Annotated in this window: 11 protein-coding genes and 1 tRNA gene; 6 read left to right on the top strand and 6 right to left on the bottom strand. The window is 71.9% G+C overall.

Features of this window, described 5'->3' with window-relative positions:
- Positions 1-14 precede the first annotated feature (14 nt).
- The 3 genes from BJ993_RS07250 to BJ993_RS07260 are packed head-to-tail and all read left to right on the top strand — an operon-like array spanning position 15 to position 3,903.
- On the top strand, positions 15-1,706 hold the full coding sequence (locus BJ993_RS07250) for an FAD-dependent oxidoreductase (protein ID WP_179648241.1): 1,692 nt from the start codon (positions 15-17) through the stop codon (positions 1,704-1,706).
- A gap of 20 nt (positions 1,707-1,726) precedes the next feature.
- Positions 1,727-2,440: a TetR/AcrR family transcriptional regulator gene (locus tag BJ993_RS07255; RefSeq protein ID WP_036549005.1), complete on the top strand. Its 714-nt coding sequence runs from the start codon at positions 1,727-1,729 to the stop codon at positions 2,438-2,440.
- Positions 2,437-3,903 (top strand): flavin-containing monooxygenase, encoded by a 1,467-nt coding sequence (locus BJ993_RS07260; protein WP_179648242.1) that lies wholly within the window; start codon positions 2,437-2,439, stop codon positions 3,901-3,903. Before BJ993_RS07255 ends, BJ993_RS07260 begins: the two co-directional genes overlap by 4 nt.
- A 128-nt stretch (positions 3,904-4,031) precedes the next feature.
- On the opposite strand, the gene BJ993_RS07265 is transcribed toward BJ993_RS07260, so the two are convergent.
- Positions 4,032-5,450, bottom strand: a complete 1,419-nt coding sequence (locus tag BJ993_RS07265; RefSeq protein ID WP_179648243.1) for a vWA domain-containing protein — start codon at positions 5,448-5,450, stop codon at positions 4,032-4,034.
- Between the two features lie 169 nt (positions 5,451-5,619).
- Complete coding sequence (locus tag BJ993_RS07270) at positions 5,620-6,498, bottom strand: AAA family ATPase (protein ID WP_036549013.1); 879 nt, start codon at positions 6,496-6,498, stop codon at positions 5,620-5,622.
- Between the two features lie 214 nt (positions 6,499-6,712).
- On the opposite strand from BJ993_RS07270, the gene BJ993_RS07275 reads away from it, so the two are divergent.
- Together BJ993_RS07275 and BJ993_RS07280 are read left to right on the top strand one after the other, a co-directional pair.
- Positions 6,713-7,084, top strand: coding sequence for a hypothetical protein (locus BJ993_RS07275; protein ID WP_179648244.1), 372 nt, complete (start codon positions 6,713-6,715; stop codon positions 7,082-7,084).
- Positions 7,085-7,147: 63 nt separating this feature from the next.
- On the top strand, positions 7,148-8,494 hold the full coding sequence (locus BJ993_RS07280; RefSeq protein ID WP_179648245.1) for a cation:proton antiporter: 1,347 nt from the start codon (positions 7,148-7,150) through the stop codon (positions 8,492-8,494).
- On the opposite strand, the gene BJ993_RS07285 is transcribed toward BJ993_RS07280, so the two are convergent.
- The 4 genes from BJ993_RS07285 to BJ993_RS07300 form a co-directional block, all read right to left on the bottom strand.
- Complete coding sequence (locus BJ993_RS07285; protein ID WP_179648246.1) at positions 8,434-9,336, bottom strand: alpha/beta hydrolase; 903 nt, start codon at positions 9,334-9,336, stop codon at positions 8,434-8,436. The two genes, BJ993_RS07280 and BJ993_RS07285, sit on opposite strands and share 61 nt — an antisense overlap.
- A 120-nt stretch (positions 9,337-9,456) precedes the next feature.
- A tRNA-Ser gene (locus tag BJ993_RS07290) sits at positions 9,457-9,546 on the bottom strand.
- 71 nt (positions 9,547-9,617) lie between these two features.
- Positions 9,618-10,253 (bottom strand): hypothetical protein, encoded by a 636-nt coding sequence (locus BJ993_RS07295; RefSeq protein ID WP_179648247.1) that lies wholly within the window; start codon positions 10,251-10,253, stop codon positions 9,618-9,620.
- Between the two features lie 193 nt (positions 10,254-10,446).
- The gene (locus BJ993_RS07300) at positions 10,447-11,094 is read right to left on the bottom strand and encodes a hypothetical protein (protein ID WP_036549019.1); all 648 of its coding nucleotides are present in this window, start codon (positions 11,092-11,094) and stop codon (positions 10,447-10,449) included.
- Positions 11,095-11,279: 185 nt separating this feature from the next.
- On the opposite strand from BJ993_RS07300, the gene BJ993_RS07305 reads away from it, so the two are divergent.
- Complete coding sequence (locus BJ993_RS07305) at positions 11,280-12,485, top strand: GAF domain-containing protein (protein ID WP_179648248.1); 1,206 nt, start codon at positions 11,280-11,282, stop codon at positions 12,483-12,485.
- Positions 12,486-12,487 lie beyond the last annotated feature (2 nt).

A 12,487-nucleotide genomic window follows, 5' to 3' on the forward strand; every position in this document is an offset into this window, starting at 1 on the left:
GATCACCAGCTGCCATGGCCTATGTCGTCACGCAGTCGTGCTGCGCCGACGCCTCGTGCGTCGTCGCCTGCCCGGTCAACTGCATCCACCCCGCCCCCGGTGAGCCGGGCTTCGGCACCACCGAGATGGTGTACGTCGACGCGACCGCCTGCGTCGGCTGCGGCGCCTGCGCGACCGCCTGCCCCGTGGGCGCGATGGTCCCCGACGCCGCGTTGACCACGAAGCAGCTGCCGTTCATCGACCTCAACGCCGCCTACTACGACGCCTTCCCGCACGCCGACCGGACGCCGGTCGCGCTCGTGCCGCAGCAGCGCCGGCTCACCCGGACGGGCCCCTTCCGGGTGGCCGTCATCGGCGCCGGCCCGGCCGGCCTCTACACCGCCGACGAGCTGCTCAAGCACCCCGAGGTCGAGGGCGTCGACGTCTACGACCGGCTCCGGACGCCGTACGGGCTGGTCCGGCACGGCGTCGCGCCGGACCACGCGTCGACCAAGCTGGTCACCCGGCTGTTCGAGGCGATCGAGCGGCAGCCGCGGTTCCGCTACTTCCTCGGCGCCCCGGTCGGCGACGAGCTGACGCTCGCCGACCTGCGAGGCACCTACCACGCCGTCGTGTACGCCGTCGGCGCCTCCGCCGACCGGGCGCTGGGCATCCCCGGCGAGGACCTCGCGGGCTCGGTCCCGGCGACGGCGCTCGTCGGCTGGTACAACGGCCACCCCGACCAGCAGGACCTCGACGTGCCCCTGGCGGCCGCGTCCAACTCCTCGGGCCGGGCGGTCGTCGTCGGCAACGGCAACGTGGCCCTCGACGTCGCGCGGATCCTGACCCGGCCGGTCGAGGTGCTCGAGCGGACCGACCTCGCCCCGGCCGCGCTCGAACGGCTCCGCGACAGCGGCGTCCGCGAGGTCGTCGTGCTCGGGCGCCGCGGACCCGCCCAGGCCGCGTTCACGGTCCCCGAGCTCATCGGCCTGGCCGCCCTCGACGACGTCGACGTCGTCGTCGACTGCGACCCGGCGCTGCTCGACGGCGAGGACCAGCGCAGCCAGCTGCTGCGCGACCTCGCCGCCCGGACGGTCGACCCCGCGTCGACGAGGCGCCGCATCGTGCTGTCGTTCGCGGTCTCCCCCGTCGAGCTGCTCGGCGAGGACGGCCGCGTCACCGGCGTCCGCGTCGCACGCAACCGTCTGGTCGTGGGCGACGACGGCGCCGTCAGGGCCGAGGCGACGGACGACACCTTCGACCTCGACGCCGGCCTCGTCGTCCGCTCCGTCGGCCACCGCGGCCTGCCCGTCGCCGACCTGCCGTTCGACGAGCGCACCGCGACGGTCCCGAACCACCAGGGCCGCGTCGAGCCGGGCGTGTACGTCGTCGGCTGGATCAAGCGCGGCCCGGTCGGCTTCATCGGCACCAACAAGACCGATGCCCAGGAGACCGTCGAGACCATCCTCGACGACCTCGACGCCGGGCTGCCCGAGCCGGCCGGCACGCTGGCCTCGGCCGCGGCGCTGGTCCGCGATCGACTGCCCGAGTCGACCGACCTCGGCGGCTGGCAGCGGATCGACGCCGCCGAGCGCGAGCAGGGCGCCGCCCTGGGTCGCCCCCGCGCCAAGATCACCGACCCCGACGCGCAGCGCGCGATCGCTGCCGTGCCGCCCGTCGTACGCCGGCGTGGGATCCTTCGGCGTACGGTGTCGCTCACACCGTGAGCATCCGAGGGGGTGTCGCCATGGGGACGGCGAAGCGCGACAACACCGACGGCCGCAAGCGGCGCTGGCAGGAGCACAACGCAGCGCGCCGCCAGGCCGTCATCGACGCTGCCATCGTCGTCCTCAACCGCGACCTGGCGCCGGGCGACGAGATCAGCGTCCAGCAGATCGCCGACGAGGCGTCCGTGCACCGCACCGTGCTCTACCGCTACTTCGAGGACCGGGTCGACCTCGACCTCGCCATCCAGCGCGAGATCTGCCTGCGCGCGGGCGAGGTGCTGCTGTCGACGATCACCCTCGAGGGGACCATCCAGGAGATCGTCCACCGCGTCATCGGCGCGTACGTGGACTGGGGCACCGAGAACATCGCGCTGATGCGCTTCGCCGAGCGCCAGGTCAACGGCACGACCGAGCGCCCGCTCGACGACGCCATCGGCCAGTTCGCCGAGCAGATCGAGATCCTGATCGGCGGCATCCTCGCGCTCCTCGACGCCGACGTCAGCGAGGACGACCGCGACGCCCTGACCCCGTGGGTCTTCCTGCTGGTCGGGGGCGTGATGGCCGCCGTGCGCAACTGGAGCTCGCGCGAGGAGCTCCGCCCCGCCGCCCCCGCCTTCACCGACCTGCTGGCCGAGGTGACCTGGCTGCAGATCGAGGGACTCGTGTCCAGCCGCAACATCGAGGTGCCCGACGTCCCCGTCGAGCAGCTCCTCAACCTGAAGGAAGCACCATGACCGAACCGTCTGCCTCCGCCGAGCACGTCGACGTCCTCATCGTCGGCGCCGGCCTCTCGGGCATCGATGCGGCCTACCACGTGACCCACGGGCTGCCCGGCAAGTCGTACGCCGTCCTGGAGATGCGCGACTCGCTCGGCGGCACCTGGGACCTGTTCCGCTACCCCGGCATCCGCTCGGACTCCGACATGCACACCCTCGGCTTCGGCTGGAAGCCGTGGAAGGGCACGAAGGCGATCGTCGACGGACCGGACATCCTCGCCTACCTGAAGGAAGCCGCCGCCGAGAACGGCATCGACCAGCACATCCGCTACCACCACAAGCTGGTGCACGCGGAGTTCTCCACCGAGGACGCCCGCTGGACCGTCACGGTCGAGCGGACCGACACCGGCGAGACCACCCAGCTGACCTCGAGCTTCCTGTGGTCGACCTCCGGCTACTACCGCTACGACGAGGGCTTCACGCCCGAGTTCGCGGGCGTCGACGACTACGAGGGCCAGCTGATCCACCCCCAGCACTGGCCCGAGGACCTCGACTACCAGGACAAGCGGGTCGTCGTGATCGGCTCCGGCGCCACCGCCGTCACGCTGATCCCGGCGCTGGCCAACTTCGGCGCCGGCCACGTCACGATGCTGCAGCGGACGCCGACGTACATCATCAGCCAGCCGACGTACGACAAGGTGTCGGCCGAGATGTACAAGCGCCTGCCCGACAAGCTCGCGCAGAAGCTGGTGCGCACCCGCTACCTGACCAGCCGGATCGCGTTCTACGAGTTCTGCCAGGCCCGGCCGAAGGAGTCGCGCGCCCTGCTGCGCAAGCTGCTCGAGCGCCAGCTGCCCGACGACGTCAGCTTCGACGAGCACTTCAAGCCGCCGTACGACCCGTGGGACCAGCGCCTGTGCGCCGTGCCCGGTGGCGACCTGTTCAAGGCCCTGCGCCAGCACAGCGTCGACATCGTGACCGACCACATCGACCGGTTCACGCCCAAGGGCATCCTGCTGAAGTCCGGCCAGGAGCTCGAGGCCGACATCATCATCACCGCCACCGGACTCAACCTGCAGATCTTCGGCGGCGCCACCCTCGGCGTCGACGGCCAGGTGGTCAAGCCCGCCGACACCATGGCCTACAAGGGCCTGATGCTCAGCGACATCCCGAACTTCGCGTTCATCATCGGCTACACCAACGCGTCCTGGACGCTGAAGGCCGACCTGGTGTGCGAGTACGTCGTCAAGCTGATCCAGCGCATGGACGAGACCGGCACCCGGACCGTCGTACCCCGGCGCGACCCCTCGGTGACCGAGGAGCCGTTCCTCGACTTCGAGGCCGGCTACGTGATGCGGTCGATCGACTCGCTGCCGAAGCAGGGCTCGGAGTTCCCGTGGCGGCTGAAGATGAACTACTTCAAGGACATCCTGGTGTTCCGGAAGCCGGTGGAGGACAAGGCGCTGGAGTTCACTGCCTGAGGGTGGGAGTTTCACCGGCCGGCCGGTGATTCTCCCGTACTTGGACGACGGAACTCACGCTTGGACGACGAAGTTTCATCGTCCAAGCGTGAGTTTCACCGGTCGGCCGGTGAAACTCATTTCCCGCCCTACCACGCCAGGTCGTGCACGAACTCCTGCAGCTGCGCGAGGTTCCGGCACTCGATCATCGGCACGATCTCGCTGTAGGTCGGTGCGGCCGAGTCACCGGTCCCCCAGTTGCGCTCGTGCTCGGGGTTGAGCCAGAACGACCGCTTCACCGCGCCGGTCAGTCGGCGCAGCGCGTCCTCGTGGAGGTCGCTGTAGTTGGAGCGGGCATCGCCGAGGATCAGCAGGGTCGTCTTCGGGGTGAGCGCGTCGGCGTGGTTCTCCTCGAACTTCGTGAACGCGCGGCCGTAGTTGGTGCGCCCCCACAGCGCCGCGTGCGACGCCGACGCCGAAAGGTCGGCCAGCACGTCGACGGGGTCGGCGCCGAGGCGGAAGTGGCCGGTGACCTCGTGCACGTGGTCGATGAAGGTGAAGGCCCGCATGCTCTGGAAGACCTCGCGCAGCGCGAAGACGAAGAGCAGCGTGAACTGCGCGAAGTTCGCCACCGAGCCGCTCACGTCGCAGAGCACGACCAGGTCGGTGCGGTGGGGTCGCTTGGGGCGGTGGTGGGTGGTGATGGGCACGCCGCCGGTGGCGATCGACGCCCGGACGGTACGACGGAAGTCGAGCGGCGCCGTGCGGGCGTGCCGCGAGTGCTGCTCCTTCGCGAGGCGGGTCGCGAGGCGGCGCGCGAGGGGGAAGATCTCCTTGCGCATCTCCTCCAGGTCGGTGCGGCGGGCCGCCATGAACGCGAGCTTGTCGATGCTGGGCCGGATGGCCACGTCGGCGACGTGGTCGGGGCCCTTCTCCTCCGCGATCCGGCGCCGGGCGTCGTCCTCGACCATCGCGGTGAACTGCCCGATGCGGCGGTTGGCGCGGCGTCGCGCCTCCTCCTCGCCGACGGCGTCGGTCATCAGGCCCTGCACCAGCCGGTCGACCAGCTCCTGCGGCGCGACCCGCTGGAGGGCGGTGTAGGCCGACCACGACGAGAGTCCCGGCCCGCGACCGGGCATCGCGCCGAAGGTGCCGACCATCTCGGCCGCCATCTGCCGCAGCTGGCTCTCGTCGATCATCCCGGCCTCGAGCATCTCGGCGAGCCGGTCGCGGAAGTCGCCGAGCGCCGCGGCGTTGTCCTTGACCGGGCCGCCCTGCGCGCCGCCCTCCGCCGCCTCCTCGCCGGCCGCAGCCGCGGCCGCGCCGTTGCCCACCATGGCCGGGAAGTAGACGTCGAAGAGCGCGTCGAAGGTCGTACGCTGCGCCTGCTTCTTCACCATCGTCGCGGCGAACGCGTCCCGCACGGTGGCCCGGTCGCTCCACTTCAGCGCGGACAGGGCGGCGACCGCGTCGAGGTCCTCCGCGAGGGACACGGACAGGCCGGCGCCGCGCAGCGCCTCGACGAAGGCGAGGTGGCGGTCGAGGAGCCCGGAGCGGTCGGCGTTCATGGTGCGGTCATGTCTCCCGTCCTTCGGTGGATGCCCTGCTCGTCCAGCGCGTGCGATGGCAAGGCGCCGGCGTGCAGGCATGCTGGGCGCACGTCGAGCGCCGGCAACGCCGCCAGCGTGCGTGCTGGGCGGACAGGGCGCCGCCAGAGGATGGGAGACATGGCCGAAATCAAGCCCGGTTGAGCTTGAGCTCCTTCGCGGCGCGCTCGTGGTCGGACTGGTGCTTGAGCACCGCACCGAGGGTCTGCGCGATCGCGGCCTCGTCGAGGTCGCGGATCTCCAGGGCGATCAGGGTCCGCGCCCAGTCGACCGACTCGGCGATCGACGGCGCCTTCTTCAGCTCCAGCTCCCGCATCCGGGCGACCGTCTCGACGACCTGCTGGGCGATCCGGTCGTCGAGGCCGGGCACCTGCTGCTGCAGGATGTGCCGCTCGCGCTCGGCGTCGGGGTAGTCGATGTGCAGGTAGAGGCAGCGGCGCTTCACGGCCTCCGAGAGCTCGCGGCTCGCGTTGGACGTCAGGACGACGTACGGCCGCCGCGTCGCCGCCACGGTCCCGAGCTCGGGGATGGTCACCTGGAAGTCGCTGAGGACCTCGAGCAGGAGGCCCTCGACCTCGATGTCGGTCTTGTCGACCTCGTCGATCAGCAGCACGGTCTGCTCCTCGCGCCGGATCGCCGTCAGCAGCGGCCGGGTGAGCAGGAACTCCTCGGTGAAGATGTCGTCGTGCGTGGAGCTCCAGTCCTGCCCGCTGCTGCTGGCGGCGTTGGCGGCCTGGATGCGCAGCAGCTGCTTCTTGTAGTTCCACTCGTAGAGCGCGCGCGCCTCGTCGAGCCCCTCGTAGCACTGCAGGCGGACCAGCTCGGCCCCGGTCGCACGCGAGACGGCCTTCGCCAGCTCGGTCTTGCCGACACCCGCCGGGCCCTCCAGCAGCAGCGGCTTCTCGAGCGCGCCGGCGAGGAAGGTGGTGGTCGCGGTCGCCGCGTCGGCGAGGTAGCCCGCGCCCTCGAGCCGGGTGGCCACGTCGGCCGGTGAGTCGAACCAGGTCATGGGGCCATCCTGCCTGCTGGAGCGACGCCGCGGTCAGCCGGCCGTCGGGACAGGCCCGGACGAGGCCGGCGTCGCGTGCATCCCGGCGCGCAGCAGCCGGGATGGTTCGGTCCTGTCCCAGATCACATCCGAGGGTCGTGACCCCGACCCGTCCGGGTCGTTGAGTTCGACAACGGGGACAACCACGACGACGACAGCAGACCAGGGGGAAGCGATGTCCGATGCTGCTGCCCCGACTGCCTGGCTGCGCGTCGCCGTCCACTCGGTGCGTACGGCGACCACGGTGGCCGGACTCACGCTCCTCGTCGGCTTCGGCGCCCTCGGCGTGGTGACCGAGCCGGCACCGACCACGCCCGCCGAGCGGATCGGCATGTCGTCGGGTCCGCTCGACGACATGATGCAGGCCAACCGCTGCTCGTTCACCGGCTTCGACCGCGACGTGATCCCGAGCAAGGCGATCGTCCGTACGCCCGAGGGCGACACCGAGCTGGTCTCCTTCGACCGCGGCTGGGACGTCTTCAGCGGCAAGATCGCCGGCGAGCTGGTGGCGGTGTGCCTCGGCCCGGAGGCCCCGGCCGCCCGCTGACACCCCGGTACCCCGCGGCATCCCGGGTACTGCTCCGCCTGCCGGACGGCGGAGGGAGACGGTGTGACGGCTGACCTGGCCTATCTCGTCGCGGGCGGAAGCCTCCTGCTGGCGATCGTCCTGCCCGTGCTGCTCGACCGGTGGGCCATCTCGGCCCCGATGGTGCTCGTCGCGGTGGGCGTCGTCATCGGCCTCTCGCCCCTGCCCGACGGCCTTCCCGTCGAGCCGACGGAGAACCGGGCGCTCATCGAGCACGTCACCGAGCTCGTCGTCATCGTCGCCCTGATGGGGGTCGGCCTGGCCCTCGACCGGCCACTGGCGATGAGGAGCGCCCGGTCCTGGCGGTCGTGGGGCTCGACGTGGCGCATGCTCGGCATCGCGATGCCCCTGTCGATCCTGATGGTCACCGCCATCGGGATGCTGGCCGGCCTGGGACTGGCCGCCGCCCTGCTGCTGGCGGCCGCCCTCGCGCCCACCGATCCCGTCCTCGCCTCGGACGTCCAGGTGGCCGGGCCCAGCACCGGCAGCCACGAGGTCGACGAGCCCGACGAGCTGCGCTTCACCCTGACCAGCGAGGCGGGCCTCAACGACGGCCTCGCCTTCCCCTTCGTGTACGCCGCCGTCCTGATCAGCACCGGCGTCATCTCGACCTCGGACGGCGTGGACTGGTCCGGCTGGCTCGGCTGGCTCGGCTGGTACGCCGTCGGCAAGGTCGTCCTCGGCGTCGGCATCGGCATCGGGGTCGGCCGCCTCCTCGCGCGGGTCGCGTTCCGCTCGGCGAGCCGGTCGCTCCGGGTGGCGGAGCGGGGCGAGTCGCTGACCGCGATCGCCGCGCTGGTCACGGCGTACGGGCTGACGGAGGTCTGCGGCGGCTACGGGTTCCTCAGCGTCTTCGCGTGCGCGATGACCTTCCGCTCCGCCGAGCGCGCCCACGACTACCACGCGGCCATGCACGAGGTCACCGAGCGGCTGGAGCGGCTGCTCACGCTCGGCCTCCTGCTCGCCCTGGGCATCGCGCTGAGCCGCGGCCTGATGGACGACCTCGACTGGCGCAGCGTGGTGATCGGCCTCGGCCTGCTGGTGGTGGTCCGGCCGCTGTCCGGCTGGATCGCCCTGCTGGGCTCGCGCAGCGGGATGAGCGCGGCCCAGCGCGCCGCGGTCGCGTTCTTCGGGATCCGGGGCATCGGCTCGGTCTACTACCTCGCCTACGCGACCGGTGAGGCGCCGGGACTCGCCACGGACTGGATGTGGTCCACGGTCGCCTTCACGATCACGACGTCCGTGGTGCTGCACGGCGTCCTGGCGACCCCCGTGATGCGGCGGATCGGCGAGGGGCCCGACGATCCGGCTCAGGAGGCGAGCGCGCCGCCGAGGAAGGCCAGCACCCGCGGTGCCATCCGCCGCCAGTAGCCGCTGTCGTGGTCGCCCAGCTGGAACCCGCCCGCGGGCGGGTCGGCGAACCCCTCGACGTAGTCGCGGCTCGTGGCGTAGAACGGATCGCCCTTGCCGCAGTCGACCCGCACCGCGATCCCGTCCAGCTCCCGCTGGCGGCCCATCACGGTGACCCGCTCGAAGTCGGCGGCGTCGTCGTACGCACCGGGTGCCGTGTCGTCGTAGTCGTGCCACAGCGCGGGCGACAGCGCAGCGACGGCCGCGACCCGGTCGGGACCGAGGACCGACCCGAGGTGGAGGGCGCCGAAGCCGCCCATCGACCACCCGACGAAGCCGATCCGGCCGGTGTCGAGGCCGGCCTCGGCGAGGCGCGGCAGCAGCTCGTCGAGGACCATCGCCTGCGCCCGGTCACCGTCCGCGCGGTCGTGCCAGTAGGTCTCGTCGCCGTCGATGCTCGCGATGGCGAAGGGCGGTACGCCGCGGGCGACCGCGTCCGCGAGGAAGCGGTCGAGCGCGAGCCGGTCGCGGCGGAAGGCGCTGGTGTGGCTCTGCCCCCTTCCGTGCAGGGCGACGACGACCGGCAGCGCCGTCGTGGCGGTAGGACCCGGCGGACGCGCGAGCGCCCAGCCGACGTCCCTGCCGCGCGCCCGGGAGCGGAAGGACGCGAAGTCGAGCCGGCCGGGCGCCACGTCGGGCGCCACGCCGTCGGCGCCGTCGTGGCCCAGGTGGTGGTAGAGCGAGGCCTTGCCGGGGAGCACCTCCAGCTCCACGCCGGCCAGGGCGGCACCGCCGGCGGCGAGGGCCGTCGTACCTCCCCACAGCAGCCGGCGGCGGGTGATGCGTGTCGGGCGCCTGGTCATCCGCACCTCCTTCGGACGTACGACGCCCGTCCCCGGCTGCCGGTTGACAGCGATCGCCGCGCGGAGTGCAGCGAAATGCAGATCGGACCGGGCCCCTTGCGGGACCCGGTCCGGTCTGGCTGGCGGTGGCGGAGGGATTTGAACCCTCGGTGGACTTGCGCCCACAAACGCTTTCGAGGCGTTCTCCTTAGGCCGCTCGGACACGCCACCGCCGGGAAGGTTACCGGAGGGTGACGGGAGGCCGGAAATCCACCCGCCCGTCAGCTCCGGGGGCGCTCACCTCAGTGGTTGACGCGCCCGTGGGTCGGCCGGCTCGCGAAGTCGAGCCCGCTCGCGCTGCCGGTGGGCGTGTAGACGGCGCTGATCTCGCCGCCGTACAGGAAGGAGCCGCTGCCGTCCTCGGACACCACGAGCTGCACGGTGTGGCTGCCCTTGGCCGCCGGCACGACCAGCGTGGTCGAGCCCGACTGGCCGGGGCCGCCGTCGGCCTGGAAGTCCAGCGCCTTGTAGGCATCGACCACCTTGCCGTCGATCCGCAGGGCGTAGTTCAGGTAGCCGACACCGGTGAGGGTGGCGTCGTCCTCGGCGTAGAGGCTGGCCGTGACCGTGAGGTAGCCGGCCCTGGCCAGGGAGAGCGACTTCGACACGACGGGCGTCCAGGCAGCGGTGGTGAAGTCGTTCGTCGTGGTGTTCTTCATCGCGCCCCACGCCCGGGGCTCGTCGGCGATGTCGACGTGGGTCAGGCTGGCGTCCTTGATGTCGGCTCCGGTGACGGTGCCGTTCTTGATCTGCGCGCCGGTGATGAGCGCGCCCGCGACCGCGCCGCCCGTCGTACCCAGCAGCAGGGCGACGACGAGCAGGGCGAGGGCGAGGGGTGAGAGGCGGCCGGCTGACCGACCGATCCCGGAATTGCGCATGACGGATCTCCTTGGGGGGATGGGAGCGTCCCGCAGGGAGCCTGCGGAGCAATCCGACGCTGGCACCGGGGTCTCAGCCGTGCAGGCAAACGGGACATTCTTTACCGACGCCGCCGATCGGGTACGACGAAGCGGGGGCGCCGTCTCCGGCACCCCCGCCCGTCTCGGCGTGGATCAGTGTGATCAGCGTGGATCAGCGGTTGGCGATCCGCGGGTGACCGGTGCGCGGCGTGAACGCCGAGCCGCTCTTCGAGCCGGTCGGCGACCAGACCACGTTGACCGAGCGCTCGCGGATGAACGTGCCGCTGGCGTCGTCACGCGCCACGAGCGAGACCGTGTGGGTACCGGCGGTCACGGGGAGCACGATGCTGGTCGAGCCGTGCTCGGAGAAGTTGGTGCTGCTGGTGTCGAGCACCGTGTGGCTGGTGACCGTGTTGCCGTCGACCCGGATCGCGAAGGGCAGGTAGCCGTCCGAGCCGAGCGAGGCGTCTGCCTCGACGTACAGGTTGGCGGTGACGAACACGTAGCCCGCGCGCGGGACGGTGAAGCTCTTGCTCACGATCGGCGTGAACGAGTTCGCGGTGAAGTCGTCGATCCAGCCGCTCGAGCCGTAGCCCAGGCTGGCGCCGTAGACACGGGGCTCGTCGTTGATGTCGGTCGCCGTCAGGCTCCCGTTCTTGATGTCGACACCGGTCACGGTGCCGTCCTTGATCTGGGCGCCGGTGATCAGCGCACCGGCGACGGCGCCGCCGGTGGTGCCGAGCAGCAGCGCGACGACCAGGAAGGCGAGGGCGAGGGGCGACAGGCGGGCGGCGGACCGACCGGACTGGGTGATGCTCATGGTGAATCTCCTTTGGGGGAACGGAAACCTTCAGCCCCTCGGAGGCGCCGGCAGCCCGCCCTGATACATCCACCCCGGAAAAACCTCGTCCGGACGTTGCAACGTCGATGCAACGTTGCGTCGGCATCGTCGATCGGAACGAGAGACGCTGGTCACACGGGGGACGAAGGTTGTCTACTGGACTCATGACGCAGGAGCCCGCACCGCAGGGCATGCGGGCGGAGGTCGCTGCCTCCTGGGAGCGCTCGGCCGCGGCCGGCGTCGACGTCGGCCAGGCCGAGGCCCCGGTGACCCTCGACGTCCCGGACCTGCGCGGTCAGCGCGAGGCCCACCCGCTCGCGCGCGTCTTCCCGCTCCTCGACGACGTCCTCGGCCGCGAGGTCCGCGACTGCGGCGCCGTGATGGCCCTCGCCGACGCCGAGGGCACCCTCCTGTGGGTCTGCGGTACGACGGACCGGCTCCGCCACGCCGAGCGGATCGGCTTCGTCGAGGGCAGCAACTGGGACGAGCGGCTGGCGGGCACCAACGCGCCGGGGCTCGCCCTCGCCACCGGCCGCGACGCGTTCATCACCCGCGACGAGCACTTCCGCTCCTCGGTGCGGTCGTGGAGCTGCGCCGCGACCCCGATCCACGACCCGGGCACCAGCCAGGTGCTCGGCGTCCTCGACGTGACCGGAGGCGACGAGATCGTCGTCCCCCAGACGATGGCGATGGTGCGCGCGGCCGCCCGCCTCGCGGAGGCCGAGCTCGCCCGGCACCTGCCGCCCCCGCCGGTCGCGGACCGCCCCACGGGACTGCGGCTCCTGCTCGAGCTGCTCGGCCACAACGAGGCGCTGGTGACGGTCGACGACGGCCGGGGCAAGCTGACCCGGCTGCGCCTGTCGCGCCGCCACAGCGAGATCGTGGCCCTCCTCGCCTCCTCCCCCGGCGGCCTCACCGGCGACGAGCTCGCCGTGATGCTCTACGAGGAGGACGGCGGCACCTCCACGCTGCGCGCCGAGCTCAACCGGCTGCGCGGGCTGCTCGGCGAGGAGCTCCTCGCCTCGCGCCCCTACCGGCTCACCGCCCCGGTCACCGGCGACTGGCTCGCCGTCGAGGCCCAGCTGGCGGCGGGCGACCTGCGCTCCGCGATGAAGGGGTACGGCGGCCCGGTGCTCCCGCGCTCGACCGCGCCCGGCGTCGTCCGGCTCCGCGAGGCGCTGGCCGCGTCCCTGCGCCAGGCCCTGCTGCGCTCCCGCGCGCCCGAGCTGATGTCGGCGTGGACCCGGTCGGGCTGGGGGCGCGACGACTACGACATGTGGCTGGCCCAGGCGGCCGTCGTACCGGCCAGCTCGCCGATGCGCGCGCTTGTCGACGGCCAGATCGCCCGTCTGGACAGGGAATTGGCGTAGCC

It is taken from the genome of Nocardioides aromaticivorans, assembly GCF_013408525.1.
In the GTDB taxonomy this organism is placed as follows: domain Bacteria; phylum Actinomycetota; class Actinomycetes; order Propionibacteriales; family Nocardioidaceae; genus Nocardioides; species Nocardioides aromaticivorans.